The sequence below is a fragment of the Flavobacterium flavipallidum genome, assembly GCF_038289905.1.
In the GTDB taxonomy this organism is placed as follows: domain Bacteria; phylum Bacteroidota; class Bacteroidia; order Flavobacteriales; family Flavobacteriaceae; genus Flavobacterium; species Flavobacterium flavipallidum.
On the sequence record NZ_JBBYHU010000008.1, the window covers coordinates 1 to 25,849 of the forward strand.

Consider the following 25,849-nt stretch of genomic DNA (forward strand, 5'->3'; position numbering starts at 1 on the left):
CATCACACTATAAAAGAAAACCCCGTTTTTGACTCCTTTTGAGCAATTTCGGGGTTTGTTTCTTCTAATATAATACCTATTTTTATGAAAAACAATAGATTGAGGTATTATGAATATGCCTACCAAAACTGGATTTCCTCGCTTAATAATTAACTAAATATGATAAAATTTGAGAAGTGGCAACATATCAATTAAGTATTAAACAATTTTGCAAAAACAGGAAGCTAAAATTTCAAAAAAAAGACAATTACTTGACATCATAAAAAAAGGCTTCACTGAAGATTTCAGCAAAGCCTTTTTCATAATTAACAATTGTAATTTTTTAATAAGCATTAACGATTGCTTCTTTTTTCCAATTTTTAACTGAAGCAATTTTATTATTTGAGTAATCTACTTCACTTAGTGTTGCAAATCCTTTATCACTCGCATCAGTCCAGAAAAACCATTTTCCGACTTTTTTACCATTTTGATATTCTGCAATGGCTATTTTATTACCGTTTTCATCATATGAAACCCAAGTACCTTCCAGTTTCCCGTTTTTAAAGAAACCAACCTGTTGCACTTGACCATTTTCATAAAAATAAGTTGCTTTTACTTTTTTTCCAAATGGCTCTAAAACTGGTTTTGTATCTTGTGCAAAAATAACGCCTGTGAATAATACTGCTACTAAAATGATAAACTTTTTCATATCTCTATTTTTTTAATTATTTATTTACTATATATCAAAATTATGAACAATATTTACATTAAAAAAACATTTTGGTAACAATTTCATAACATAACTAAAAACTTAACATTAGAATTAAAAAAGAAGTTTTTTCTTATAAAAAATACCGTTTATTGGCAATATTTACCACCCAAAACGCATTAACCTGGAAAATAAAAAATAGTAGCCCGAAAAAAAAGGCTATATAATAAGTACAATTTGAATAAAATTAATAATTAGTCCTAAATTTGCAGCGCAATAAAAAGCAAAAAAATCTAAAAATTACAACATGTATAGAAGTCATAACTGTGGCGAATTAAACGCCTCACACATAAACTCAGAAGTAACACTTGCGGGTTGGGTTCAAAAATCTCGTGATAAAGGATTCATGAATTGGGTAGATTTAAGAGACCGTTATGGAATAACACAATTAATTTTTGACGAAAGTCGTACAGAAAAATCAGTTTTTGAATTAGCTAAGACTTTAGGGCGTGAATTTGTGATCCAAGTTAAAGGAACTGTAATTGAGCGTGAAGCTAAAAACAAAAATATTCCAACAGGAGATATTGAAATATTAGTATCCGAGTTAAATATATTGAACAGTGCTTTGACGCCACCTTTTACAATTGAAGACGAAACAGACGGAGGTGAAGACATTCGAATGAAATATCGTTACCTTGATATTAGAAGAAATCCAGTAAAAAATAGCTTGTTGTTCCGTCACAAAGTTGCGATGGAAGTACGTAAATATTTATCTGATTTGGAATTCTGCGAAGTAGAAACACCTTATTTGATTAAATCGACTCCGGAAGGAGCTCGTGATTTCGTGGTACCTAGCCGTATGAACGAAGGCCAGTTTTATGCTTTACCACAATCGCCACAAACCTTCAAACAATTGTTGATGGTAGGTGGAATGGATAAATATTTCCAGATTGTAAAATGTTTCCGCGATGAGGATTTGCGTGCCGACCGCCAGCCTGAGTTTACACAAATTGACTGCGAAATGGCATTTGTGGAACAGGAAGATGTTTTAAATATTTTTGAAGGATTGACACGTCATTTGTTAAAAGAATTAAAAGGAATTGAAGTAGATAAATTTCCACGTATGACTTACGAGCATGCGATGAAAACCTACGGAAATGATAAGCCGGATATTCGTTTTGGGATGGAGTTTGGTGAATTGAATGCCTTTGCTCAACACAAAGAATTTTCTGTTTTCAATACAGCCGAATTAGTTGTAGGTATAGCTGTTCCTGGAGCTGGCAACTATACCAGAAAAGAAATAGATGCATTAATTGACTGGGTAAAACGTCCTCAAGTGGGTGCCAGTGGAATGGTGTATGTAAAATACAACGAAGACGGTACTTTAAAATCGTCGGTGGATAAATTCTACGATCAGGAAGATTTGACTAATTGGGCAAAAGCAACCGGAGCTAAAGCTGGTGACATGATTTTTGTACTTTCAGGTCCTGCAAATAAAACAAGAGCACAATTAAGTGCTTTACGTATGGAGTTAGCTACTAGATTAGGATTGCGTAATCCTGAAGTTTTTGCTCCATTATGGGTTGTGGATTTCCCATTATTGGAGTTTGACGAAGAAAGTGGTCGTTATCATGCAATGCACCATCCGTTTACTTCTCCAAAGCCGGAAGATATTGCATTATTAGAAACAAATCCGGGAGAAGTTCGTGCCAATGCTTATGATATGGTGTTGAACGGAAACGAAATTGGAGGTGGTTCTATTCGTATTCACGATAAAGAAACACAACAATTGATGTTTAAATATTTAGGTTTCTCTGAAGAAGAAGCAAAAGCGCAATTCGGATTCCTAATGGATGCATTCCAGTTTGGAGCGCCACCACATGGAGGTTTGGCTTTTGGATTAGACAGATTAGTGGCTATTTTAGGTGGCCAGGAAACTATTCGTGATTTCATTGCGTTTCCTAAAAACAACTCTGGAAGAGACGTGATGATTGATGCTCCTTCGGCTATTGACACCGCTCAATTACAGGAGTTACACATACAATTAGATTTATAATAAAAGTCTTCCTAAAAGCCTTGAATACACTGTAAATCAATTATTTTAATAAAAATATTGCTATTAATCGTTTTCGTATACTTTTAAACATTACATTTGTGATATTATAAATTATTATTACAATTACAATGCGTACAGGTAAAGTTAAATTTTTCAATGAATCAAAAGGTTACGGATTCATTACAGACGAAGAAACAGGAAAAGACATTTTTGTTCATGCTTCAGGAATCAACGCGGAAGAATTACGCGAAGGTGACAGAGTGAGTTACGAAGAAGAAGAAGGAAGAAAAGGAAAAGTTGCTGCTAAAGTTGCAGTAATCTAAACAAAATAGTTTTTTGTTACGAATGCTTAAAAGCGTCCCGATTGTTTCGGGACGCTTTTTTTTTGTGCTAATTCTTAAAAATTTATAAAATTTTAAGAAATACATAATTAGCTTATTTATAATGATTAAAAACTACAAAAAAATCTCTAAAAAGCCATAACTAATTATTGTATTAAACTTGTGATTTATAACATTGACAACTATCTTTGTGACTTATTTTAGCGAAATTTTATTATTATGCAAACAGAACAATTCAATTATTTACCAATTTTAATGCAAGCATTACTTGCCATTGGCTTTGTAGTTGCAACTATCTTGATTTCAGGCAAACTTGGTCCTAAAAGAAAATCTGATATAAAAGATAAAAATTTTGAGTGTGGAATTGAGTCTATCGGGAATGCCCGTATTCCTTTTTCGGTAAAATATTTCCTTGTTGCTATTTTGTTTGTTTTGTTTGATGTTGAGGTGATTTTCCTTTATCCATGGGCTATTAATTTCAAAGAATTAGGCTTGGAAGGAATGTTCAAAATGTTAATTTTCATGGCTTTACTTTTAGTTGGTTTTTTCTATATCATCAAAAAGAAAGCTTTAGAATGGGAATAAATCTCCTAACCCCTAAAGGGGAAAAGAAGTTTGAAATTAAAAAATATTTTAAATATAAGTTGTGAACTCATAACTCATAACTCATAATTTTTATAAAATGAGTAATTCAAAAGTAAATATGGTTGCCCCTCCGGAAGGTGTTGTTGGAGAAGGTTTTTTTGCAACAAAATTGAATGATGTTGTAGGTTTGGCTCGTGCTAATTCACTTTGGCCTTTACCTTTTGCAACTTCTTGTTGTGGTATTGAATTTATGGCTACTATGGCCTCTCATTATGATTTAGCGCGTTTTGGTTCTGAACGTGTAAGTTTTTCTCCTCGCCAGGCTGATATGTTATTAGTAATGGGGACTATTTCTAAAAAAATGGCTCCTATTTTACGTCAGGTTTATGAGCAAATGTCAGAACCAAGATGGGTAATTGCTGTGGGAGCTTGTGCTTCATCAGGAGGTGTTTTTGATACCTATTCTGTACTACAGGGAATTGACAAAGTGATTCCGGTTGATGTTTATGTGCCTGGTTGTCCGCCAAGACCGGAACAAATTGTAGATGGTGTGATGAAATTGCAAGAATTGGTTAAATCAGAATCTGTAAGAAGAAGAAGTTCACCGGAGTACCAAGAATTATTAGCTTCTTATAATATCAAATAAAAATGGCATTAGAAAATACAGCTATTCAAGAAAAATTAACAGAAACCTTCACAGGCGATGTTTTTAATTTTCAACAGGAAAGAGATATTTTTTCTTTTGAAATCAATGCTAAAAACAACACAGCTATCATTTTATTCTTAAAAAACGATCCTGAATTACGTTTTCACTTTTTAACCGATTTGTGTGGAATTCATTATCCTGATAATCCGGTTGAAAAACAATTTGCTGTAGTTTATCATATGCACAATTGGTATGAAAACAAGCGAATCCGAATCAAAGCTTTTCTTAATGGTGAAAACCCGGAAATAAAAACAGTTTCTAATGTTTTCCTAACCGCTAACTGGATGGAAAGAGAAACCTATGATTTCTTTGGGGTAAACTTTATTGGACATCCACAATTGAAACGTATTTTGAATATGGATGAAATGGTTTCTTTTCCAATGCGTAAAGAATTTCCAATGGAAGACGGAGGAAGAACGGATAAAGACGACCGTTTCTTTGGTAGAACAGTAGATAATTGCTAAAAAAACAATATATAATTTTTCACATTCTATAAATGTCAGAACTATTATTACCACCAGAGCATCGCTATGCTAAAATTATAAAAGAGCGCCAAAATGAAGACGGGAGCGAGCTTTCTATCTTAAATTTAGGCCCTACTCACCCTGCTACTCACGGTATTTTTCAAAATATCCTGTTGATGGACGGAGAGCGTATTTTGGATGCTGAACCAACTATTGGTTACATTCACCGTGCGTTTGAAAAAATTGCCGAAAATCGCCCTTTCTATCAAATTACACCACTTACGGATCGTATGAATTATTGCTCCTCTCCTATTAATAATATGGGTTGGTGGATGACTTTGGAAAAATTGTTAAATATTGAAGTTCCTAAACGTGCGCAATATTTAAGAGTTATCGTAATGGAATTGGCACGTATTACCGATCACCTGATTTGTAATTCGATTTTAGGAGTTGATACAGGAGCTTATTCTGGTTTCCTATATGTTTTCCAATTCAGAGAAAAAGTATATGAAATCTACGAAGAAATATGTGGTGCCCGTTTGACTACTAACATGGGTAGAATAGGTGGTTTTGAAAGAGACTGGTCACCAAAAGCATTTGAATTATTAAATACATTTTTGGAAGAATTTCCGGTTGCCTGGAAAGAATTTGAAAACTTATTCGAAAGAAACAGAATTTTCATTGACAGAACGGTTAATGTAGGTGCAATTTCAGCTGAAAAAGCGATGGCTTACGGTTTTACAGGACCTAATTTACGTGCTGCTGGTGTTGACTATGATGTTCGTGTAGCACAACCATACAGCTCTTACGAAGATTTTGATTTCAAAATCCCGGTTGGAAAATCAGGAGATACTTATGACCGTTTTTGTGTTCGAAATGCAGAAGTTTGGGAGAGTTTAAGTATTATTCGTCAGGCATTAGATAAAATGCCGGAAGGAAATGAATACCATGCCGATGTGCCAGATTATTATTTGCCTCCTAAAGAGGATGTTTACCACAATATGGAATCTTTAATCTACCATTTCAAAATTGTGATGGGAGAAGTTCCGGTACCGGTTGCCGAAATTTACCATCCTGTAGAAGGAGGAAATGGAGAAATCGGGTTTTATTTGGTAACAGACGGAAGCAGAACACCATACAGACTTCACTTTAGAAGACCTTGTTTTATATACTACCAAGCTTATCCGGAAATGATCAAAGGAGCATTATTATCTGATGCTATTGTTATTTTATCCAGTTTAAATGTAATTGCCGGAGAATTAGACGCATAAATTATGGAACGCACACATCACAAACAAGAAATAAATATGACTGAAACTTTGATAACTCGCATTAATGAGTTAATCAGTCATTATCCTGCAGACAAGAAAAAGTCGGCTTTATTACCTGTGCTACATGAGGTTCAAGATGCACATGATAACTGGCTAAGTGTTGAATTGATGGATAAAGTAGCCGAGATTTTAGAAATTCTACCTATCGAAGTATATGAAGTAGCCACTTTTTACACCATGTTCAACCTAAAACCAATTGGGAAATACATGTTTGAATTTTGTCAAACTTCTTGCTGTTGTTTAAGAGGAACAGAAGATTTGATGGATTATACCTGTGAAAAATTAGGCGTAGGCATTGGCGAAACAACTCCTGATGGCTTATTTGAAGTTAGAGGTGTAGAATGCTTAGGTGCTTGTGGGTATGCTCCTATGATGCAGTTGGGTGATTTTTACAAAGAGCATTTGACAAAAGAAAAAATCGATCAGTTAATTGCTGATTGTCGAGATAACAAAATAATATTACACGATAAATAAGATGTCACAAAAAATATTATTAGACAAAATCAACGTTCCAGGAATTAAAACCTACGAAGTTTACCGTCAACACGGTGGATATGCTTCAGTAGAAAAAGCCCTGAAATCGATGACACCTGATGAAGTAGTGGAAGAAGTGAAGAAATCAGGACTTAGAGGTCGTGGTGGTGCAGGTTTCCCTGCCGGAATGAAATGGAGTTTTATCGATAAAAAATCAGGAAAACCAAGACATTTGGTTTGCAATGCCGACGAATCAGAACCGGGAACTTTCAAAGACCGTTATTTAATGGAATTCATTCCTCACTTATTGATTGAAGGGATGATTACTTCCAGTTTTGCTTTAGGAGCTAACCGTTCGTATATCTACATTCGCGGCGAATACATGTGGGTTTTTAAAATATTAGAAAGAGCCATTGCTGAAGCAAAAGCAGCTGGGTGGTTAGGGAAAAATATTTTAGGAACAGGTTATGACTTAGAATTACACATTCACTGTGGAGCTGGAGCATATATCTGTGGAGAAGAAACTGCTTTGATTGAATCTTTGGAAGGAAAAAGAGGAAATCCAAGAATTAAACCACCATTTCCTGCTGTTTCAGGACTTTGGGCTAACCCAACAGTGGTAAACAATGTTGAAACTATCGCAGCAGTGCCTTGGATTGTAAACAATTCAGGTGATGATTATGCTAAAATAGGTGTTGGTCGTTCTACAGGAACTAAATTAATTTCTGCTTCAGGAAATATTAAAAATCCTGGTGTTTACGAGATTGAGTTAGGTTTGTCAGTTGACGAATTCATGAATTCTGATGAATATTTGGGAGGAATGAGTTCAAACCGACCTTTGAAAGCCTTAGTTCCGGGAGGTTCTTCGGTGCCTATCTTACCAGCTGATTTAATTTTTAAAACAGCTAATGGTGAAGACCGTTTGATGACTTATGAATCTTTAAGTGACGGAGGTTTCGCAACGGGTTCGATGTTAGGTTCAGGAGGATTTATTGTGTATGATGATACCGCTTGTATTGTACGTAATACATGGAATTTCTCTCGTTTTTATCACCATGAATCTTGTGGACAATGTACACCTTGTCGTGAAGGAACAGGTTGGTTAGAAAAAGTTTTATGGCGTATTGAAAATGGTCAGGGACGTGAAGAAGACATTGATTTGTTATGGAGTATCCAAAGCAAGATTGAAGGAAACACCATCTGTCCTTTGGGAGATGCCGCATCATGGCCTGTAGCAGCAGCTATTCGTCATTTTAGAGAGGAATTTGAATACCATGTTCGTTTCCCGGAAAGAATTAAAAACAGAGATCATTTTGTAAACGAACCATTTGAGAAAGTAAGACATTTGGTAGCGAAACAAACAGTATAAAGTTGATAGTTGATAGTTGATAGCGATAAGCAGCAAACTAACAACACATAAACAACAACTATAAAAATATGAAAGTAACAATAGACGGTCAAGAAATTGAAGTAGCACCGGGAACCACAATCCTGCAGGCTGCCCGTATGATAGGTGGAGAATCAGTTCCACCAGCCATGTGCTATTATTCTAAACTGGAAAAAACGGGAGGTAAATGCCGTTGCTGCTTAGTAGAAGTTGCTAAAGGTAGCGATGCCGACCCAAGACCAATGCCTAAATTGATGGCATCCTGTGTAACCGGATGTATGGATGGGATGGAAGTGAATAGTAAAAATTCGGAGCGTGTACGTGAAGCGCGTCAATCAGTAACTGAATTTTTATTAATCAATCACCCATTAGATTGTCCTATTTGCGATCAGGCAGGAGAATGTGATTTACAGGATTTAAGTTTTGAACACGGTAAATCTAAAACCCGTTTTATCGAAGAAAAAAGAACTTTTGAGCCTGAAGATATAGGTCCGAATATTCAATTGCACATGAACCGTTGTATTTTGTGTCAGCGTTGTGTTGCAGTTGCTGATCAGTTAACTGATAATCGTGTTCATGGAGTTCTAGACCGTGGAGATCATGCTAATATTTCGACTTGTATTTCTAAAGCAATTGACAATGAGTTTTCAGGAAACATGATTGATGTATGTCCTGTGGGAGCTTTAACAGATAAAACATTCCGTTTTAAATCGAGAGTTTGGTTTAACAAACCTTTTAATGCGCACAGAGAATGTACTACACCTGGATGTTGTGGAAAAACAACCGTTTGGATGTTTGGAAATGAAATTCAGAGAGTTACCGGAAGAAAAGACCAATACCACGAAGTAGAAGGTTTTATATGTAATACTTGTCGTTTCGACAAAAAAGAAGTCTCTGACTGGGTGATTGAAGGACCAAGAAAATTTGATAAAGATTCGGTTATCAATCAAAACAACTATACCCGCGAAATGGACACTGTTCATATCGCTACTGAAGAAGGTATCTTGAAAGGAAGAGCCCAAGACCGTAAAAAAATCAGTATGACGGCCATTCCTTTAAACAAAGAAGAGCAAGAAGAATTTAACAATGGTAATCTATAAAAAATGGACAGTACAATTATTATAGAAAAAAGCATTATCATCTTAGTAGTCTTTGCCATTACCATGGTTATGGCTATGTATTCTACACTTGCTGAACGTAAAATTGCTGCCTGGTTGCAAGACCGTATTGGTCCTAACAGAGCCGGAAAAGGCGGAATTTTACAACCATTGGCAGATGGTATGAAATTATTTGCTAAAGAAGAATTTGAACCGAATACTCCTAATAGATTTTTATTCTACGTAGGGCCAGCAATCGCCATGAGTACGGCTTTAATGACCAGTGCTGTAATTCCATGGGGCGATCATTTTCATTTATTTGGAAGAGATATTATTTTGCAGGCTTCGGATATTGACAATGCGATGTTGTACATTTTTGCTATCCTTTCTATTGGTGTATACGGAATCATGATTGGAGGATGGGCATCAAATAACAAATTCTCTTTGATGGGTGCTGTTCGTGCAGGATCTCAAATGGTTTCTTACGAAATTGCCATGGGATTATCCATCATTGCTTTATTGATGATGACAGGTTCATTAAGTTTGAGAGAAATTAGCCTACAACAGGAAGGTTTACACTGGAATGTGTTTTACCAACCACTTTCTTTTCTAATCTTTTTGATTTGTTCTTTTGCAGAGACCAACAGAACGCCTTTTGACTTAGCGGAATGTGAAAGTGAATTAATTGGAGGTTATCACACAGAATATTCTTCAATGAAAATGGGATTTTACTTATTTGCTGAATATGCAAGTATGTTTATCTCATCAACCATTTTGGCTGTATTATTCTTTGGAGGTTATAATTACCCAGGAATGAGTTGGGCAGTTGAAAACTGGGGAGTTAATATTGCTAATGTAATTGGAATTGGAGTTTTATTTGCAAAAATCTGTTTCTTCATTTTCTTTTACATGTGGGTTCGATGGACAATTCCTAGATTCAGATACGATCAATTGATGCATTTGGGATGGAGAATCTTAATTCCGTTGTCTATTTTGAATATCATGATTACGGGAGTTGTAATTTTAAGACACGAATTACTAGCATTTCTGGGATTTTAATTAGCTAAGATGGCTAGCCCTGATTGAAGCGGCATCCTTTTATAAAGCGATAGCGAAATAAAAGATACAGCGGAAAGCAGGAAAAGCTTCAAATAAAAATAAAAAAGATGTCAATAGAAACCATATCCTTATCGGGAAGAAAAATGCAAGTCTCTAACAAAGAGATGAGCTTTTTAGAGCGTTTATATCTTGTTGCGATTGTAAAAGGATTAATTATTACACTAAAACACTTGTTTTCGAGAAAGGTTACGATTCAGTATCCGGAACAAGAAAGAACAAGAAGTACGGTTTATCGTGGTCAACACATGTTGAAGCGTGACGAACAAGGTCGTGAGAATTGTACGGCTTGTGGATTATGTGCTTTATCATGTCCGGCAGAAGCGATCACAATGAAAGCTGCGGAACGTAAAGCCAATGAAAAACATTTGTACCGTGAGGAAAAATACGCGGAGATTTATGAAATCAATATGTTGCGTTGTATTTTTTGCGGACTTTGTGAAGAGGCTTGTCCTAAAGATGCAATTTATTTGACTACTTCAAAAGTATTAGTTCCTTCAAGCTATGACAGAGAAGATTTTATTTTTGGAAAAGACAAATTAGTGATGCCTTTAGAAATGGCTATCAAGAATACTCAACTTAAAAATGCTAACTAAATGATACATATTCCTGATTTTGCTCACGCAACAACCATACAAATTGTATTTTGTGTACTAGCCTTTATCACGGTGATTACCGCTTTTTTAGCTATTTTTAGTAGAACTCCTATTCATAGTGCGCTTTATTTAGTGATTTGCTTTTTCTCTATAGCAGGGCATTATTTATTATTAAACGCACAGTTTTTGGCTATTGTTCATATAATAGTCTATTCTGGTGCAATTATGATTTTATTCTTATTCACACTGATGTTGATGAATTTGAATAAACAAAATGAAGTTCATAAACCTCGTATTACGAGACTTGGCGCGATTGTTTCTTTTTGCTTAATCTGCATTGTTTTGATTTTAGTATTTATTAATTCAAAACCTATCGAAGGTGAATACATTGCTACCGGTGAAGATTTCCAATCTATAAAAGTTTTAGGAAATGTGTTGTTGAATGAATACATGGTTCCTTTTGAATTTGCTTCTATCCTATTGTTAATAGCAATGATTGGAGTAGTATTATTGTCTAAAAAAGAAAAAACGGATAAATAAAATGACTAATATTTTAAATGAAATAGGCATTGAAAATTATATTTTCCTTTCTGTAATACTTTTTTGTATTGGAGTATTTGGAGTATTATACAGAAGAAATGCTATTATCGTATTTATGTCGATTGAGATCATGCTGAATGCTGTAAACTTATTGTTTGTAGCTTTTTCAACTTATCATCAGGATGCACAAGGACAAGTTTTTGTATTCTTCTCTATGGCCGTAGCTGCTGCGGAAGTTGCTGTAGGTCTGGCTATTCTGGTTTCGATTTTTAGAAATTTAGGTTCGATTGATATTAATAATTTAAAAAACTTAAAAGGATAAACGATAATGAATACGAATTTAGCTTTACTCTTATTATTAGCTCCTCTTTTAGGGTTTTTATTTAATATTTTCTTTGGAAAAAATATTGGCAAAACAGCTTCAGGTGTTGTAGGAACGCTTACTGTAGTTTTATCGTTTGCGCTTACACTTTGTTTCTTTTCAAAAATAAACATCGATCAACAACCTATTAACATTAAAGTATTTGATTGGATTCAGATTAGTAATTTCAGAGTAGATTTTGGTTTCCTTTTAGATCAATTATCTGTATTGTGGTTGCTTTTTGTTACAGGTATTGGTTCGCTGATTCACCTCTACTCTATCAGCTACATGCATGATGATGAAAATATGCATAAGTTTTTTGCTTATTTAAACTTGTTCATCTTCTTCATGATTACATTAGTCGTAGGAAGCAACTTATTAGTATTATTCATAGGTTGGGAAGGTGTTGGACTTTGTTCTTACCTGCTTATTGGATTTTGGCATAAAAATCAGGAATACAACGATGCTGCTAAAAAAGCTTTCATCATGAACCGTATTGGGGATTTAGGATTATTAATTGGTATATTTATCATCGGTTCTTTATTCTCGACTTTAGATTATACTACTTTAAAAACAGCCATTGCTTCTTCAAGTAATTTAGATTTATCTATGATTTCTTTGGCAGCATTTGCATTGTTTATTGGAGCTTGTGGTAAATCAGCTCAAATCCCATTGTATACTTGGTTGCCTGATGCAATGGCAGGACCTACTCCGGTTTCGGCATTGATTCACGCGGCGACAATGGTAACAGCAGGTATCTTTATGATTACCAGGTTGAATTTTATTTTTGATTTAGCGCCGGAAGTTCAAAACTTCATTGCGATTATTGGAGCGGTAACTTCATTAGTAGCTGCTACAATTGCTTTAGTACAAACGGATATCAAGAAAGTTTTAGCTTATTCAACAGTATCTCAATTGGGATTAATGTTCTTAGCATTAGGGTTTGGTGCTTATGAAGTAGCTGTATTCCACGTAATCACACATGCTTTCTTCAAAGCTTGTTTATTCTTGGGTTCTGGATCAGTAATACATGCTTTACACGGAGAACAAGACATGCGCAGAATGGGTGGTTTGAAAAAAGTGATGGGAATTACTTTTATTACCTTTTTAATTTCTTCTTTGGCTATTTCAGGAATTCCTCCGTTTTCAGGGTTTTTCTCCAAAGATGAAATCTTAATGACTGCTTATCAAAATGACATAGCTCTTTGGGTGATTGCTTCGCTAGCTTCGTTAATGACTGCTTTTTATATGTTCCGATTGTTGTATTTAACCTTCTTTAATGATTTTAGAGGAACAGAAAAACAAAAAAGTCATTTACATGAAAGTCCGACTTTAATAACTTTTCCATTGATTGTTTTGGCAATTTTAGCAGCGGTTGGAGGTTTAATTAGCATGCCTACGAATAGTTGGTTAAATGGCTACTTAGCACCTTTATTTTCAAAAGAAGCGCACGAAGCGCATCATTTTGGAACACAGGAATACACTTTAATGGGAATTGCTGTTTTGGGTGGATTAATCGGAATTGCAATTGCTTTCGTAAAATACATCAAGCAAAAACAAGTTCCTGCTGAAGATACTGAGATTACGGGTATTGCTAAAGTGCTTTACAATAAATATTATGTAGATGAGATTTACGACGCGATCTTTGTTAATAGTATCAATGTATTATCAAGATTCTTTAGAGATTATGTAGAAACTGGAATATCTGCATTTGTGTTTGGATTAGGAAAAGTAACCAATGAATTGAGTTACCAAGGAAAGAGATTTCAAACAGGAAGTATCGGTTTCTACCTGTTTGTATTTGTTTTGGGACTTTGCAGTATTGTAACTTATTTATTTTTAGCTCAATAATTTTTTATCATGAACGTATCACTACTATTAATTATACTTCTTGTTGGCGCATTTGCTACTTATTTTGCTGGCGATAAATTAGCTTCAAAAGTGGCTTTGTTATTCAGCTTAGTTGCTTTTGGATTTTCAATTGCCTTATTGAATGCTTATAATGCAGGTGAAAATATTAGTTTCTTTAAATTATGGATTAATAAACCTGATATAACTTTTACTTTATCGGCTGACGGTTTATCATTAATTATGTTATTGTTAACTACTGCTTTAACACCATTAATTATTTATTCCTCTTTTGGTAACGAATATAAAAATGCCAAATCATTTTATGCTTTGATATTGTTTATGTCGTTTGCAATGACTGGAACTTTCTTAGCTTCTGATGGACTTTTGTATTATATTTTCTGGGAATTATCGTTGATTCCTATTTATTTTATTGCTTTAATTTGGGGGAATGGAGATACCGAAGAACGTAAAAAGGCGGTGGTGAAATTCTTTATTTACACTCTTGCCGGTTCTTTATTTATGCTAATTGCATTTGTGTATTTGTACCTAATGACCGGAAGTTTCTTAGTTGAAAATTTGTATAAAGCTGGATTAAGCAGAACAGAACAATTCTGGATTTTCTGGGCTTTCTTCCTGGCTTATGCTATTAAAATTCCAATTATTCCATTTCATAGCTGGCAGGCTCAGGTGTATCAAAAAGCACCAACAGTGGGAACAATGTTACTTTCGGGTATCATGTTGAAAATGGGATTGTATAGTGTCATTCGTTGGCAAATTCCGACAACTCCAATTGCTTCAAAGACATACTTACCAATTCTTATTGGATTTGGAATCGCTGGTGTTATCTATGGTTCAATTGTAGCTTTACGCCAAAAAGATTTGAAAAAATTATTGGCTTATTCTTCATTAGCTCACGTAGGATTGATTGCTGCCGGTTGTTACACCTTAAATACTGATGGATTAAGAGGTGCTGTTTTACAAATGCTGGCTCACGGATTTGTAGTTGTTGGTTTGTTCTTTGCTGCTGAAATCATTTACAGAAGATTTGAAACAAGAACTATTGCTGATATGGGAGGAATTCGTTCTCAAGCTCCAAAATTTGCTTCATTATTTATGATTTTAGTTTTGGCTTCTGTAGCATTACCAACAACATTTAACTTTGTGGGTGAGTTCACGGTTCTATACAGTTTGTATCAAATTAATTTATGGTATGCTTTATTAGGAGGAACAACTATTATCTTAGGAGCTTATTATATGCTTAAAATGTACCAACAAGTTATGCTAGGAGAAACCAACGCAAAAGTATTCCCTGATGTGAGTTTGCATGAAACTGTCGTTTTAGTAATCATCATTGCCGTAATTTTCATTTTTGGCTTGTACCCAAAACCAATTAATGATTTGATTACTCCTTCATTAGATCAAATAATAAGAGTTTTATATAAAATACAATAGGTACCGACTATTTTTAATATCAGGTGTATATCCTGAATCACAAGAAAATATATGAATACATTAATAGCTATAATAGGGTTAGGTGTTTTAAGCCTTATATTTGAAATTTTTGAAGCTAGGAAAGCGATTGTTCCGGTTGTAGTGCTTGGATTATTGGCAATACTTGGATTAGACATATCCGAATATAATGCGCCGGTGGCTTTTTACTATAATAATATGATTGTTGTAGGGAAATATTCTGCTGCTTTTTCTGCATTGTTTATCATACTCACTATTTTTTTAGTGACTTTGGGTCATAAATTTTATGAAAATCGTCAGTCCAAACTTTCTGATTTCATTGCAATCAAAATTTTTATGCTTGCAGGTGCTGTTGCTATGGTTTCCTTCGGAAATTTAGCGATGTTCTTTTTGGGAATTGAAGTGTTATCTATTGCTCTTTATATTTTAGCTTCTAGTAATCGTACCAGTATCAAAAGTAATGAGGCAGGTTTAAAGTATTTCCTGATGGGATCTTTTGCTTCAGGGATTATTCTTTTTGGAATCTGTTTGATTTACGGAGCTATGGGAAGTTTTGATATTATTGAAATCAGTGAATTATCTCATTCAGCCGAATTGCCTATTTGGTTCCCTATTGGAATTGTATTATTGTTCATTGGTATGCTTTTCAAAATTGCTGCTGTACCTTTCCATTTCTGGGCACCGGATGTTTACGAAGGTTCCCCAGCTTTAACTACTGCTTTGATGAGTACTTTGGCTAAAGTGGTGGCTGTAGCTACTTTGTATAAATTGGTTAAAACGATGAATGCCGATATTTCTCCTGCGTTCCAGTTAGTGATTATTATTGTTTCTATGGCCTCTATGACTGTAGGTAACATTATGGCTTTACGCCAAATAAACGTAAAACGTATGTTAGCGTTTTCAGGTATTTCACACGCCGGATTTATGTTGATGACTTTGTTGAGCGCTGAAAAATCAGCAGGAACTTTGTTGTATTATACTTCGGCTTATGCATTAGCCGGAATTGCTGCTTTTACAGTGATTCTTTATGTTTGTAAAACAAGAGAGAATGAAGATATTACTAACTTTCATGGTTTAGGAAAAAACAATCCATTGATGGCTGCTGTTTTAACGGCTTCATTATTGTCAATGGCTGGAATTCCAATTTTTGGAGGATTCTTCGCTAAATTGTTTTTATTTACTCAAACAATCCAGGCAGGCTTCATTGCCTTGGTTATAGTAGCAGTAATTAATTCAATCATCAGTGTGGGGTATTATTTCAAATTAATCTTAGCCATGTACACCAAAGAACCTAATGAGGCAGCAATTCCAACTTCGAAAATTTATTATGTAGTAGCTATAATAGCAATTGCTTTAAATATTGCACTAGGTTTCTTCCCTTCTGTTGTTTTAGACTTGTTGTAATCAATCATTGAAAATATACTTTAAGCCATCAAGATTCGTTTTGATGGCTTTTTTATTTTTAAAAGATTCTATCTTCTTGAGTTCCTAATAAAAACTTAAAAATGAATAACTTCAAAACACAATTAGTAAATTTGTATATACAAATAAATTTAAGTAATGGAAAACAAGCTTAAAATACAAATCTGGTCTGACATCATGTGTCCATTTTGTTATATCGGGAAAAGAAGACTCGAAAATGCATTAGATCAGTTTGGACATAAAGATATTATAGAAATAGAATGGAAAAGCTTTCAATTAGATCCTTATTTTGTTGCTAGTGAAGACGATAATTTAGCTGATCATCTTGCAGATAAATATCAAAAAGATAGAGAATGGGCTAATGAAGCCTTAGCATCTACCACTCAGAACGCAGCCAGCGTAGGTTTAGAATTTCACTTTGAAAAGGCAATTATGGCCAATTCTTTAAATGCACATCGTTTATTGCATTTGGCTAAAAAACAACAATTAGGTTCTGAGCTAAAAGAATTACTTTTTAAGGCTTATTTTACCGATGGTAAAGATGTTAATGACGAAGAAACACTTCAAAAACTAGGACAGCAAGCTGGACTTGATTCTGAAAGTATCACTTTGGCTCTAAATTCAAATGCCTTTACTGATGAAGTACAGCAAGATATTTTGAGTGCCCAGCAAATAGGTATTCAAGGCGTTCCTTTTTTTGTTTTTGATAATAAATATGCGGTTTCAGGAGCGCAACATACAGAAACTTTCGTCAAAACTTTAGAAAAGGTATGGGAAGAAGGACAATTTGAGCCAAAAATTACTATCTTGAATACTGAAAGTGCCAACAGTTGTGGCATTGATGGTTGTAATTAAATCAATTAAAATGAGCGATAATAAAGCTATAAAAAATATTAGATGGGGCATCATAGGCTGTGGTGATGTGACCGAGAAGAAAAGTGGTCCAGCCTACCAAAAAACGGAAGGTTTTGAGATTGTTGCCGTGATGCGACGTGATGCCGATAAAGCAGCCGATTATGCTAAAAGACATGGTATTAAAAAACATTATTCGGATGCAGATGAATTAATTAATGATCCGGAAGTGGATGCAGTCTATATTGCTACGCCTCCTGATTCACACAAATTATATGGATTGAAAGTGGCTAAGGCGGGTAAAATTTGTTGTATAGAAAAACCATTGGCTCCAAGTTACGAGGATAGTAAAGCAATTTACGAAGCATTTGAATCTAAAAACATTCCACTATTTACAGCTTATTACCGACGATCTTTGCCAAGATTTAGGCAAATTAAAAAATGGTTAGATGCAAATAGTATTGGTCATATCCGACATATTAACTGGCATTTGAGTAAACCGGCTTCGGATCAGGATTTATCCGGATTGTACAATTGGCGCACCGATGCTAACGTAGCTAAAGGGGGATACTTTGATGATTTAGCCAGTCACGGCTTGGATTTATTTAATTATCTTTTAGGTGATATTAAAGATGTTTCTGGTATCAGTATCAACCAACAAAATTTATATTCAGCCAAGGATGCTTTAGTTGCCTGTTGGCTACATGAAGATGGTATAACTGGCACCGGTAGCTGGAATTTTGGTTGCGCAACAAGAGAAGATAAAGTAATTATTTATGGAAGTCATGGAACCATCGAATTTTCAATTTTCGATGAAAATCCCGTAATACTCTCCAACGAGAATGGAATATTGCCGTTATTTATAGAACATCCTGAAAATGTTCAACTACATCATGTTCAGGATATGAAAGAACAGCTAATAGGCACTGGAACTCATCCATCGAATGGAAAAACTGCAACGCATACCAGCTGGATAATGGATCGTATCATCGGCAACGTATAAAACAAAAAAAGTCCCTAACCACAGGGACTTTCTTTTTTTAACTACACAAACTAATTAATTACTAACAAATAGCAAATTCTAACCGAATAATATGATAACATATTTCGTGCCAAAAATTATTTTTAGACCTATTTTATTTAAAACTACAAAGATTTTTTTGTTTTTACAGAGAATGGAACCGACATAAGAGTAGCCGAATCATCTAAAACCAAAATTTCATACTTTTCTATCTTCGTTTTAGATTCTTCTACTAAATAATAAACTCCTTCTCTAAAATTATTAAAATCATAGCTCCTAACTAACTTCCCATCAGCAATCACATTTTCGGAATAAATTAACGTTTCATCAGCATCATAAATACTAAGCCTTACTTGGTCTTTATCCTCTAAACCAAAAGAAATCATTTTTTCTTGTCTAAATTTATTATGTAATGAAATAGTAACTGCAACTGCATACACATTCATAGCCAATAAGACTATTCCTAATACTAAACTAATTTTAAAAATCTTTTTCATAATACCATGTTTTTAGATTTATAATTATTTCATAGTATAAAGTTAGAATAAGCCCAGCTATCAAAAAGATAGTACATTTTCCAATTAATATGTTATTTTACCCTTTGTCGAAAAATCAAAAACAAATACAGTTAATATTACATATTTTTTAGTTAAATTAGTACAACTTAACCAACTCTAACTAAAATGAAACCGAATGCACCAACACTCAAAATAATCGAGCCTTCATTTGGAAGTTCGTTTACATTGACCAAATACAACATTAATTACAATTCCAATTTTTGGCATTATCATCCGGAAATTGAGTTAATATTTGTAAACGGTGGAACAGGTAAACGCCAAGTAGGAAGTCATATCTCGTATTACAATAACGGCGATTTAACTTTAATTGGTAGCAATTTGCCACATTGCGGATTTACCGATGAACTTACCGGAAATAAAAACGAAATTGTTATCCAAATGAAACCCGAGTTTCTGGGAGAAAATTTCTTTGATATTCCTGAAATGCGAAACATTAAAAACTTGTTTAGCCAAGCAAAATCAGGGATAACTTTTGGCGGAAAAACCAAAAGGAAAATTGGAAAAAAAATCGGAAAAATGGAAGAACAAACTCCATTTGAAAGACTACTTAGTATTATAGAAATCTTAAACGAACTTGAATTAGCCACTGAAGATGCGACCGTATTAAACGCTGAAGGTTTCAGAATGGAAATGCAGGTTCAGGACAACGAAAGAATTAATTTAATATTTAACTATGTAAAAGATAATTTTAAAGAACACATAAGTCTGGAAGATATTGCCGAAAAAGTAAGCATGACTGTACCTTCATTTTGTCGTTACTTTAAAAAAATAACCCATAAAACTTTTACTAAATTCGTAAATGATTACCGATTAGTTCATGCCTGTAAATTACTGGCCGAAAAACCCATCAGTATCACCGAGATTGCTTTTGAAAGTGGTTTTAATAACTTTAGTCATTTCAACAAATCTTTTAAAGAATTCACCGGAAAAAACGCTTCAGATTATCGTCATGAATTAAAGTCGGTTTTTGAATGAAACATAAAAAAAGGCTCCCAAAGGAACCTTCTTCACTACTAACCAATCTTAATTATTTAACGGCAACCGTTTTATAAACTACTGAATAAGGATCTGACATGATAGTTGCAGTTTCATTAACTACAAGTATTTCATATTTCTCCACTTTTGTTTTAGACTCTGCAACCAGGTAATATACCCCGTCAGCCAAAGGATTTAAATCATAAGTCTTCACAATTTTCTCTGAAGATTTCAACGGATTTAAATTTAAAGTATAAACGTTCTCAGTATGCAACAATTTATCATTTGAATCATACATTGAAACTTCAGCTTTATTCACATCATTCAGTGCAAAAGTTACCATCTTTTTAGAACTGATTCTTTCGGCTTTAGCCGTTTTATGACCAGTTGCATGTGTATTCATAGCTAATAAAACAACTACTAATACGAAACTAAGTTTTAAAATCTTTTTCATAACTAGAAATTTTAGATTTATATTTCTTTTAATGGTTCAAAGATAGTATGCCAGCATAGAATTAAACTACAGTAGCTTTTCATATTTCTATGCTAAATTACCTTTAACGAAAACGTTTTAGTCAAAAAAAGATAATTTCAAACATAAAAAGGTTAATATAGCATAGTTTTTCTACAAAAACTACACTTTATTATCTTTTCAAAAAAAACAAAATAAGAGGAGAAACATTAAAAAAATTAACTTCCGAATTCCATCAGCAAAAAACTCTATTGCGTAATTTTGTACCATGTATGCTTTAGTCGATTGTAATAATTTCTATGCGTCCTGCGAACGTGTTTTCCAACCGGAACTCAACGGCAAACCCATTGCGGTTTTATCTAACAACGATGGCTGTGTTATTTCCAGAAGTTATGAAGCTAAAGAAGAAGGAGTTCCAATGGGCGCACCGGCATTCCAAATTAAAGACTTGATAAAAGAAAAGAACATTAAAATCTTTTCTTCCAATTATCCACTCTATGGCGATTTAAGCCGTCGTGTAATGGCAATACTAAATCAATTTACGCCTAATATAGAAATTTACAGTATCGACGAAGCTTTCCTGAATTTTGACGGACTCAACGTTAAAAATTACCATAATTATGGACTGCAAATGAAACAACGCGTTCAAAAATGGCTTGGAATTCCGATTTGCGTTGGCTTTGCAGAAACTAAAGCCTTATCGAAAGTTGCTAATAAAATTGCCAAAAAATTTCAAGAAAGAACAAAGGGTGTTTATATCATTGATTCAGAAGAAAAACGCATTAAAGCCTTAAAATGGACTAAAATTGAAGATGTTTGGGGCATTGGATACCGAATAACCAAAAAGGCCAAAATGCGCAACATCAATACGGCTTTTGACTTTATTCAGCCACAACACGAAGCCTGGATAAAAAATACCATGGGCGTAACAGGTCTACGTTTAAAAGCCGAACTGGAAGGAAAATCAGTTTTAGATTTAGAGCCTATCGTGGAGCAAAAGAAAAGCATTGCCATTACCCGAAGTTTCCCCAAACAAATCGCTGATTTTGATTTATTAAGGGAACGAATCACTACTTTTGCCTCAGTTTGTGCCGAAAAATTACGCAAACAAAAATCCTGTTGTCACACCATAATCGTAATGCTCGTAGTGGATAAACACTCTGTAATTAGCGCACAATATTACTTCAACAAAGCCATAACACTACCATACGCGTCCAATTCGACATTAACTATTGCCAACGTTGCTGTAGATTTATTCAAACAATTACATCAGGGAAATGAAGGTTTAAAATTCAAAAAAGCAGGAGTGATTGTTAGCGAAATCATTAGTGAAAACCAGAAACAATTTCAATTGTTTGAAGAAGAAAACCCAAAGCATTTAGCACTAATGAAAACGATGGATCGTCTCAACGCTAAAATTGGCGATACCAAAGTGAAACTGGCCAGCCAAAACCTGAAACTCACCTGGGATATGAACCAGAATCATTTATCACACAAATACACCACTAATTTCAAAGAGATTCTCGAAATACGATGTCTATAAAGAAAAACCAAAAACTCAGCTTTTACAAACCGGATTTTGAAAGCGAATTGCGAATTCCTTTCATTCCTGATGGTGTTTCGGCAGGATTTCCTTCGCCGGCAGCTGATTTCATGGAGAATAATATCGATTTGAATAAAGAGTTAAGCGAAAATCCTCTGGCTACCTTTTATATTAAAGTAAAAGGCAATTCGATGATTGATGCCGGTATCGAAGATAAAGATGTTTTAGTTGTGGATCGTAGCATTGAACCGCAGGACAACAAAATTGCCATTTGCTATATTGATGGTGAATTTACCGTAAAACGCATCAAACTGGAAAAAGACTGCCTCTACCTGATGCCCGAAAACAGTAGTTACACTCCGATAAAAGTCACCGAAGAAAACCAACTCATCATTTGGGGAATTGTGACTTATGTGATAAAAAAAATGTGAATCTTTGCTGGTTTAACCGTAAAGACATCAAGGATTAGTTTCTTCTAATTTTATTTCGTTCGATAACCACGACCAAGTTGTTGCTTTTTAAGCACTATAATTTTTGATCCTTTTTTAATTAAACAACCCTAAAATAAATGCTTGCAAAATACGTTTTACATTCTTGTTTAAAAAAAATAGAAAAGAAAATGAAAAAATTATTTTTTGCAGCTATGGCTGTTTTAGCATTTGGTTTTGCCAATGCACAATCGCAGGTTTCTAAAGGAAGTTGGTTAATTGAAGCAAACACTGGTTTTGGCGAGAAAGTTGGAAACACTTCAATCGGTTTATGGTCAGAAGACGGGCAAACAGACTATAACATTGGTGCTGAAGCAGGATATTTTGTTGATGATAAATTAGCCTTAAAATTTGGATTAGGATTTGGAGAAACTTCTTTTTACGATGATGCTTTTGGCGAATATTACTCTGCAAGTAGCTTTGCTTACAAATTAGGATTGAAGTATTATGCCGCAGGTAAATTCCCTTTAGAAATTTCTTATAACGGAGTGAATTATGAAGATTTCGATGAAAACCCTTCCTATTTAGGTTTACAGGGAGGTTATGCTATTTTCTTAAACAAAAACGTTTCAATCGAGCCGGGGATTCGTTATAATGTATCATTAAACGATGATTTTTATGATGATGTTTTTCAATTAAACATCGGATTTGCATTGCACTTCTAATATAAAATTAGTTTTCAATATAAAAACCTTCTGCTAAGAGAAGGTTTTTTTACACTTTGTCTCGTCCTGAAATAAGTTTACATATTTATACTTAATCCTAAAAAGACTTATATCGACAATTTTAAAATTTAGGAGGTGCAGGCAAAGGAACAAATCCGGTTTCTCCGGCAATCTTAGGAAAAGCCTGTTGGATCCATCGTTCTTTAGCTTCTTCAATCATTGCCTTGTCGGTAGCTACAAAATTCCAATAAATAAAACGTTCTTCAGGAAAAGCTTCGCCTCCAAAAATATAAACGCTTGTATTTTCTCCCATTTCAAATTCACAGAGCGTACTTTCTTTGGCAACTAAAATTTGTTTTGGCTCAAAAACAGTGTCTTCGCTTTTAATGCTTCCTTCGAGGATATACAGCGCACTTTCTCCAAATAAATCCTTGCCAATATTCACTTTCTGAGCCTTTGTATTCTTAATTTCAATAAAATATAACGGACTGTAAGCAGGCACCCCTGATTTTCTCCCGAAAGCTTCTCCGGCAATCAATTTAAACGAAAGACCATTTTCTGTCCAATGCGGAATTTCATTCTCTTCTATATGTACAAAAGAAGGTTCCATTTTTTCCAATTCTTTTGGCAACGCCACCCAGATTTGAAAACCATGAAGCATTTTCTCTGAACTACGCAAATATTCAGGGGTTCTTTCAGAATGGACAATACCTTTCCCGGCAGTCATCCAGTTTACGGCTCCCGGTTTTATTTCAATCTCACTCCCCAGACTGTCGCGGTGCATGATACTTCCTTCAAAAAGATAAGTCAACGTGGAAAGCCCAATATGCGGATGCGGTCCTACATCCAGATTCTGATAATTCGATAAATGTGTCGGTCCCATGTGATCGAGAAAGACAAACGGCCCGACAGCCCTTTTTTGACGAAACGGCAGCAAACGACCTACAAGAAAATTACCGATATCGGCTGCACGTTCTTCGATTATTTGTTCAATATTTGACATAATTAAATAATTTTTCCATCTTTAAATAAAACTTCAAAAAATCCGGGAACAGTTTCCTCACGATTCCAATCACGCTGTAATTCACAAAGCAGTTGGTTTACCGAAATGAGTTGGCTACCTGCCTGTTCTATTCTTCGCAATGCAATGGTATGCGCTTCAGATGAAGTCCCACCTACAGCATCAGCAACAGGATAAACCTCAAAACCTTCTCTTAAAGCATCAAGGGCGGGGAACGTTAAACAGGCTTCTGTCCAAAGTGCCGCCATGATTAGTTTTTTCCTTCCTGTAGCCTTGACAGCTTCATAAAATTCTTTATCTTCCCAAGCATTAATACTGGTGCGGTCGTAAGACACCGTATCAGCTAAAACTTCTTTTAAAGGAGCAATCGTATCCTGATTTCTACCCGTTTGAACATTTACAGTTGATAGAATTACAGGTATATTAAACACTTTTGCCGTTTTGGCCAAACGTACAATTTGCTCCACTAAATGGGTTTGATCCATCGATTTGATTGAGGATACCTGAATGGGTTGATAGTCAATAATAATAAGTGCTGCATTTTCAGGACTTAGCAAATGATCATTTTTGGGGTCTCGAATGGGTGATATACTGCTCATAGTAATGGTGTAAGGTTAAATTGATTAATTATAAGAAATTGAATCCGTGAAAACCAGCATCAACAATGCGTTTCCATTCAGCATGTCTTTTGATGTAGGCAAACACTAACGGACAAAGCGGGATGAGTTTGTAATTATTATCCTCAATATAAGCCAATGTTTTCTCAATTACAGCAGTAGCTGCACCTTTCCCTTCCAATTCAGGTCCAACTTCGGTATGGATTAAAGAGATAACATTGGAGTGTTCTTTGTAAACAATAAAGGCTTTATGTCCTTCAACAGTAATTTCAAACTGCTGTTCTGCAACATTTTTGACAAGAGGAATATTTTCGAATTCTGGTTTCATACTTAGATTATTAAACGGTTATTTGATAAAAACGACAAGCTAATTGGTGCTTATCCTCATATATCTTATTTTTTGTTTAACAAATTTACGATTCTCAAAAAGGAAACATCTTAATCTATATTAAGAAGGTAAAACAAATCACATTTGATCGTAATCCAACTAAACCACTCTGCACTGAAGGTGCAGAGGTTTGCTTTACGAGGGACTGAAAGTCCCTCGTTTTATTTCATTCGAGAATGAAATTTGAATTATCGTCACTATCTTTTTTTCTATGATGTTCTAAATATTCATTTACCATCTCATCTGTAATATTTCCTGTACTCCAAACTCCATAACCGCTTGCCCAAAAATGTTGCCCCCAATATTTTGCTCGAAGTTCTGGAAATTCCATCTGAAGCTTTCTTGAAGTTCGTCCTTTTAAATTTTTCAAAATAGTGCTAACATTCTGCTTTGGAGCATATTCTATATGCATATGAACATGATCTGAACTGACAACTCCTTTCAAAATTTCAATCCCTTCTGCTTCACATATCTGTATCAAAAGTTCACGACAGCACTTTTGGACATCTCCTTTCAAAACTTTAAAACGATATTTCGTAACCCAAACAATGTGACAGGTTAATCTGCTTACCGTGTGCGAACCTTTTCTTAAATCTGTACTCATAAACTAAAGATAAAGATTTTTTCGCATTACTAAAGTACTGCAATAAATTGCAGGGTTTTAAACCCGAATCTGAGACCAATAAAAAATGCGGAGTCAAACGAATTCGACTCCACATTTTCACATTTAAAACTATTATTTTC

Annotated in this window: 29 protein-coding genes; 22 read left to right on the plus strand and 7 right to left on the minus strand. The window is 34.5% G+C overall.

Annotated features, from left to right (window positions below; all coding sequences use genetic code 11):
- Positions 1–322 precede the first annotated feature (322 nt).
- Positions 323–688, minus strand: coding sequence for a toxin-antitoxin system YwqK family antitoxin (locus tag AAEO59_RS05795; RefSeq protein WP_341699793.1), 366 nt, complete (start codon positions 686–688; stop codon positions 323–325).
- A gap of 307 nt (positions 689–995) precedes the next feature.
- On the opposite strand from AAEO59_RS05795, the gene aspS reads away from it, so the two are divergent.
- From aspS to AAEO59_RS05885, 18 genes are all read left to right on the plus strand, one after another.
- Positions 996–2,744 carry an aspartate--tRNA ligase gene (gene aspS / locus AAEO59_RS05800; protein WP_341699794.1) on the plus strand — a complete coding sequence of 583 codons (1,749 nt, stop codon included), beginning with the start codon at positions 996–998 and terminating at the stop codon, positions 2,742–2,744.
- Positions 2,745–2,872: 128 nt separating this feature from the next.
- On the plus strand, positions 2,873–3,067 hold the full coding sequence (locus AAEO59_RS05805) for a cold-shock protein (protein ID WP_341699795.1): 195 nt from the start codon (positions 2,873–2,875) through the stop codon (positions 3,065–3,067).
- Between the two features lie 237 nt (positions 3,068–3,304).
- Positions 3,305–3,670: an NADH-quinone oxidoreductase subunit A gene (locus AAEO59_RS05810; protein WP_341699796.1), complete on the plus strand. Its 366-nt coding sequence runs from the start codon at positions 3,305–3,307 to the stop codon at positions 3,668–3,670.
- 97 nt (positions 3,671–3,767) lie between these two features.
- The gene (locus tag AAEO59_RS05815) at positions 3,768–4,316 is read left to right on the plus strand and encodes an NADH-quinone oxidoreductase subunit B (RefSeq protein WP_341699797.1); all 549 of its coding nucleotides are present in this window, start codon (positions 3,768–3,770) and stop codon (positions 4,314–4,316) included.
- 2 nt (positions 4,317–4,318) lie between these two features.
- Complete coding sequence (locus AAEO59_RS05820) at positions 4,319–4,840, plus strand: NADH-quinone oxidoreductase subunit C (RefSeq protein ID WP_341699798.1); 522 nt, start codon at positions 4,319–4,321, stop codon at positions 4,838–4,840.
- Between the two features lie 32 nt (positions 4,841–4,872).
- Positions 4,873–6,111, plus strand: coding sequence for an NADH-quinone oxidoreductase subunit D (locus AAEO59_RS05825; protein ID WP_341699799.1), 1,239 nt, complete (start codon positions 4,873–4,875; stop codon positions 6,109–6,111).
- Positions 6,112–6,114: 3 nt separating this feature from the next.
- Positions 6,115–6,645: a complex I 24 kDa subunit family protein gene (locus tag AAEO59_RS05830; RefSeq protein WP_341699800.1), complete on the plus strand. Its 531-nt coding sequence runs from the start codon at positions 6,115–6,117 to the stop codon at positions 6,643–6,645.
- Between the two features lies 1 nt (position 6,646).
- Positions 6,647–8,014: an NADH-quinone oxidoreductase subunit NuoF gene (gene nuoF, locus AAEO59_RS05835; RefSeq protein ID WP_341699801.1), complete on the plus strand. Its 1,368-nt coding sequence runs from the start codon at positions 6,647–6,649 to the stop codon at positions 8,012–8,014.
- Positions 8,015–8,082: 68 nt separating this feature from the next.
- Positions 8,083–9,132, plus strand: a complete 1,050-nt coding sequence (locus AAEO59_RS05840; RefSeq protein WP_341699802.1) for a 2Fe-2S iron-sulfur cluster-binding protein — start codon at positions 8,083–8,085, stop codon at positions 9,130–9,132.
- Between the two features lie 3 nt (positions 9,133–9,135).
- Positions 9,136–10,188: an NADH-quinone oxidoreductase subunit NuoH gene (gene nuoH / locus AAEO59_RS05845; RefSeq protein ID WP_341699803.1), complete on the plus strand. Its 1,053-nt coding sequence runs from the start codon at positions 9,136–9,138 to the stop codon at positions 10,186–10,188.
- Positions 10,189–10,295: 107 nt separating this feature from the next.
- A complete protein-coding gene (locus tag AAEO59_RS05850) occupies positions 10,296–10,841 on the plus strand; it encodes a NuoI/complex I 23 kDa subunit family protein (RefSeq protein WP_341699804.1) in 546 nt (181 codons plus the stop codon).
- Positions 10,842–11,381, plus strand: coding sequence for an NADH-quinone oxidoreductase subunit J family protein (locus AAEO59_RS05855; protein ID WP_341699805.1), 540 nt, complete (start codon positions 10,842–10,844; stop codon positions 11,379–11,381).
- Position 11,382: 1 nt separating this feature from the next.
- Positions 11,383–11,703, plus strand: a complete 321-nt coding sequence (gene nuoK, locus AAEO59_RS05860) for an NADH-quinone oxidoreductase subunit NuoK (RefSeq protein WP_026712543.1) — start codon at positions 11,383–11,385, stop codon at positions 11,701–11,703.
- A 6-nt stretch (positions 11,704–11,709) separates the two neighbouring features.
- A complete protein-coding gene (gene nuoL, locus AAEO59_RS05865) occupies positions 11,710–13,593 on the plus strand; it encodes an NADH-quinone oxidoreductase subunit L (protein ID WP_341699806.1) in 1,884 nt (627 codons plus the stop codon).
- A gap of 9 nt (positions 13,594–13,602) precedes the next feature.
- Entirely contained in the window at positions 13,603–15,045 is a 1,443-nt protein-coding gene (locus AAEO59_RS05870; protein WP_341699807.1) for a complex I subunit 4 family protein, read from the plus strand.
- Between the two features lie 51 nt (positions 15,046–15,096).
- Positions 15,097–16,467 carry an NADH-quinone oxidoreductase subunit N gene (locus AAEO59_RS05875; protein WP_341699808.1) on the plus strand — a complete coding sequence of 457 codons (1,371 nt, stop codon included), beginning with the start codon at positions 15,097–15,099 and terminating at the stop codon, positions 16,465–16,467.
- Between the two features lie 156 nt (positions 16,468–16,623).
- Positions 16,624–17,340 (plus strand): DsbA family oxidoreductase, encoded by a 717-nt coding sequence (locus tag AAEO59_RS05880; protein WP_341699809.1) that lies wholly within the window; start codon positions 16,624–16,626, stop codon positions 17,338–17,340.
- A 10-nt stretch (positions 17,341–17,350) separates the two neighbouring features.
- A complete protein-coding gene (locus AAEO59_RS05885; RefSeq protein ID WP_341699810.1) occupies positions 17,351–18,340 on the plus strand; it encodes a Gfo/Idh/MocA family protein in 990 nt (329 codons plus the stop codon).
- A gap of 143 nt (positions 18,341–18,483) precedes the next feature.
- Here the strand turns inward: AAEO59_RS05885 and AAEO59_RS05890 are convergent, their stop codons facing one another.
- Positions 18,484–18,855 (minus strand): hypothetical protein, encoded by a 372-nt coding sequence (locus AAEO59_RS05890; protein ID WP_341699811.1) that lies wholly within the window; start codon positions 18,853–18,855, stop codon positions 18,484–18,486.
- Positions 18,856–19,041: 186 nt separating this feature from the next.
- On the opposite strand from AAEO59_RS05890, the gene AAEO59_RS05895 reads away from it, so the two are divergent.
- Complete coding sequence (locus AAEO59_RS05895; RefSeq protein ID WP_341699812.1) at positions 19,042–19,911, plus strand: AraC family transcriptional regulator; 870 nt, start codon at positions 19,042–19,044, stop codon at positions 19,909–19,911.
- Between the two features lie 52 nt (positions 19,912–19,963).
- Here the strand turns inward: AAEO59_RS05895 and AAEO59_RS05900 are convergent, their stop codons facing one another.
- Positions 19,964–20,365, minus strand: coding sequence for a hypothetical protein (locus AAEO59_RS05900; RefSeq protein WP_341699813.1), 402 nt, complete (start codon positions 20,363–20,365; stop codon positions 19,964–19,966).
- A gap of 286 nt (positions 20,366–20,651) precedes the next feature.
- Here AAEO59_RS05900 and AAEO59_RS05905 point away from each other — a divergent pair, with 286 nt between their 5' ends.
- From AAEO59_RS05905 to AAEO59_RS05915, 3 genes are all read left to right on the plus strand, one after another.
- A complete protein-coding gene (locus AAEO59_RS05905) occupies positions 20,652–21,926 on the plus strand; it encodes a Y-family DNA polymerase (protein WP_341699814.1) in 1,275 nt (424 codons plus the stop codon).
- Positions 21,917–22,357 (plus strand): LexA family protein, encoded by a 441-nt coding sequence (locus AAEO59_RS05910; RefSeq protein WP_341699815.1) that lies wholly within the window; start codon positions 21,917–21,919, stop codon positions 22,355–22,357. Before AAEO59_RS05905 ends, AAEO59_RS05910 begins: the two co-directional genes overlap by 10 nt.
- Before the next feature lie 188 nt (positions 22,358–22,545).
- Entirely contained in the window at positions 22,546–23,079 is a 534-nt protein-coding gene (locus tag AAEO59_RS05915; RefSeq protein WP_341699816.1) for a hypothetical protein, read from the plus strand.
- 121 nt (positions 23,080–23,200) lie between these two features.
- On the opposite strand, the gene AAEO59_RS05920 is transcribed toward AAEO59_RS05915, so the two are convergent.
- From AAEO59_RS05920 to tnpA, 4 genes are all read right to left on the minus strand, one after another.
- Positions 23,201–24,082 (minus strand): pirin family protein, encoded by an 882-nt coding sequence (locus tag AAEO59_RS05920; protein WP_341699817.1) that lies wholly within the window; start codon positions 24,080–24,082, stop codon positions 23,201–23,203.
- A gap of 2 nt (positions 24,083–24,084) precedes the next feature.
- Positions 24,085–24,699 (minus strand): hydrolase, encoded by a 615-nt coding sequence (locus AAEO59_RS05925; RefSeq protein ID WP_341699818.1) that lies wholly within the window; start codon positions 24,697–24,699, stop codon positions 24,085–24,087.
- Between the two features lie 28 nt (positions 24,700–24,727).
- Entirely contained in the window at positions 24,728–25,045 is a 318-nt protein-coding gene (locus AAEO59_RS05930; RefSeq protein ID WP_341699819.1) for a GNAT family N-acetyltransferase, read from the minus strand.
- A 226-nt stretch (positions 25,046–25,271) separates the two neighbouring features.
- The gene (tnpA, locus tag AAEO59_RS05935) at positions 25,272–25,709 is read right to left on the minus strand and encodes an IS200/IS605 family transposase (protein WP_341699820.1); all 438 of its coding nucleotides are present in this window, start codon (positions 25,707–25,709) and stop codon (positions 25,272–25,274) included.
- Positions 25,710–25,849 lie beyond the last annotated feature (140 nt).

What these genes read in the sequence shown, in the direction of transcription:
- AAEO59_RS05795 (WP_341699793.1), bottom strand. Translation starts at nt 688, where the DNA reads ATGAAAAAGTTTATCATTTTAGTAGCAGTATTATTCACAGGCGTTATT.
- aspS (WP_341699794.1), top strand. Translation starts at nt 996, where the DNA reads ATGTATAGAAGTCATAACTGTGGCGAATTAAACGCCTCACACATAAAC.
- AAEO59_RS05805 (WP_341699795.1), top strand. Translation starts at nt 2,873, where the DNA reads ATGCGTACAGGTAAAGTTAAATTTTTCAATGAATCAAAAGGTTACGGA.
- AAEO59_RS05810 (WP_341699796.1), top strand. Translation starts at nt 3,305, where the DNA reads ATGCAAACAGAACAATTCAATTATTTACCAATTTTAATGCAAGCATTA.
- AAEO59_RS05815 (WP_341699797.1), top strand. Translation starts at nt 3,768, where the DNA reads ATGAGTAATTCAAAAGTAAATATGGTTGCCCCTCCGGAAGGTGTTGTT.
- AAEO59_RS05820 (WP_341699798.1), top strand. Translation starts at nt 4,319, where the DNA reads ATGGCATTAGAAAATACAGCTATTCAAGAAAAATTAACAGAAACCTTC.
- AAEO59_RS05825 (WP_341699799.1), top strand. Translation starts at nt 4,873, where the DNA reads ATGTCAGAACTATTATTACCACCAGAGCATCGCTATGCTAAAATTATA.
- AAEO59_RS05830 (WP_341699800.1), top strand. Translation starts at nt 6,115, where the DNA reads ATGGAACGCACACATCACAAACAAGAAATAAATATGACTGAAACTTTG.
- nuoF (WP_341699801.1), top strand. Translation starts at nt 6,647, where the DNA reads ATGTCACAAAAAATATTATTAGACAAAATCAACGTTCCAGGAATTAAA.
- AAEO59_RS05840 (WP_341699802.1), top strand. Translation starts at nt 8,083, where the DNA reads ATGAAAGTAACAATAGACGGTCAAGAAATTGAAGTAGCACCGGGAACC.
- nuoH (WP_341699803.1), top strand. Translation starts at nt 9,136, where the DNA reads ATGGACAGTACAATTATTATAGAAAAAAGCATTATCATCTTAGTAGTC.
- AAEO59_RS05850 (WP_341699804.1), top strand. Translation starts at nt 10,296, where the DNA reads ATGTCAATAGAAACCATATCCTTATCGGGAAGAAAAATGCAAGTCTCT.
- AAEO59_RS05855 (WP_341699805.1), top strand. Translation starts at nt 10,842, where the DNA reads ATGATACATATTCCTGATTTTGCTCACGCAACAACCATACAAATTGTA.
- nuoK (WP_026712543.1), top strand. Translation starts at nt 11,383, where the DNA reads ATGACTAATATTTTAAATGAAATAGGCATTGAAAATTATATTTTCCTT.
- nuoL (WP_341699806.1), top strand. Translation starts at nt 11,710, where the DNA reads ATGAATACGAATTTAGCTTTACTCTTATTATTAGCTCCTCTTTTAGGG.
- AAEO59_RS05870 (WP_341699807.1), top strand. Translation starts at nt 13,603, where the DNA reads ATGAACGTATCACTACTATTAATTATACTTCTTGTTGGCGCATTTGCT.
- AAEO59_RS05875 (WP_341699808.1), top strand. Translation starts at nt 15,097, where the DNA reads ATGAATACATTAATAGCTATAATAGGGTTAGGTGTTTTAAGCCTTATA.
- AAEO59_RS05880 (WP_341699809.1), top strand. Translation starts at nt 16,624, where the DNA reads ATGGAAAACAAGCTTAAAATACAAATCTGGTCTGACATCATGTGTCCA.
- AAEO59_RS05885 (WP_341699810.1), top strand. Translation starts at nt 17,351, where the DNA reads ATGAGCGATAATAAAGCTATAAAAAATATTAGATGGGGCATCATAGGC.
- AAEO59_RS05890 (WP_341699811.1), bottom strand. Translation starts at nt 18,855, where the DNA reads ATGAAAAAGATTTTTAAAATTAGTTTAGTATTAGGAATAGTCTTATTG.
- AAEO59_RS05895 (WP_341699812.1), top strand. Translation starts at nt 19,042, where the DNA reads ATGAAACCGAATGCACCAACACTCAAAATAATCGAGCCTTCATTTGGA.
- AAEO59_RS05900 (WP_341699813.1), bottom strand. Translation starts at nt 20,365, where the DNA reads ATGAAAAAGATTTTAAAACTTAGTTTCGTATTAGTAGTTGTTTTATTA.
- AAEO59_RS05905 (WP_341699814.1), top strand. Translation starts at nt 20,652, where the DNA reads ATGTATGCTTTAGTCGATTGTAATAATTTCTATGCGTCCTGCGAACGT.
- AAEO59_RS05910 (WP_341699815.1), top strand. Translation starts at nt 21,917, where the DNA reads ATGTCTATAAAGAAAAACCAAAAACTCAGCTTTTACAAACCGGATTTT.
- AAEO59_RS05915 (WP_341699816.1), top strand. Translation starts at nt 22,546, where the DNA reads ATGAAAAAATTATTTTTTGCAGCTATGGCTGTTTTAGCATTTGGTTTT.
- AAEO59_RS05920 (WP_341699817.1), bottom strand. Translation starts at nt 24,082, where the DNA reads ATGTCAAATATTGAACAAATAATCGAAGAACGTGCAGCCGATATCGGT.
- AAEO59_RS05925 (WP_341699818.1), bottom strand. Translation starts at nt 24,699, where the DNA reads ATGAGCAGTATATCACCCATTCGAGACCCCAAAAATGATCATTTGCTA.
- AAEO59_RS05930 (WP_341699819.1), bottom strand. Translation starts at nt 25,045, where the DNA reads ATGAAACCAGAATTCGAAAATATTCCTCTTGTCAAAAATGTTGCAGAA.
- tnpA (WP_341699820.1), bottom strand. Translation starts at nt 25,709, where the DNA reads ATGAGTACAGATTTAAGAAAAGGTTCGCACACGGTAAGCAGATTAACC.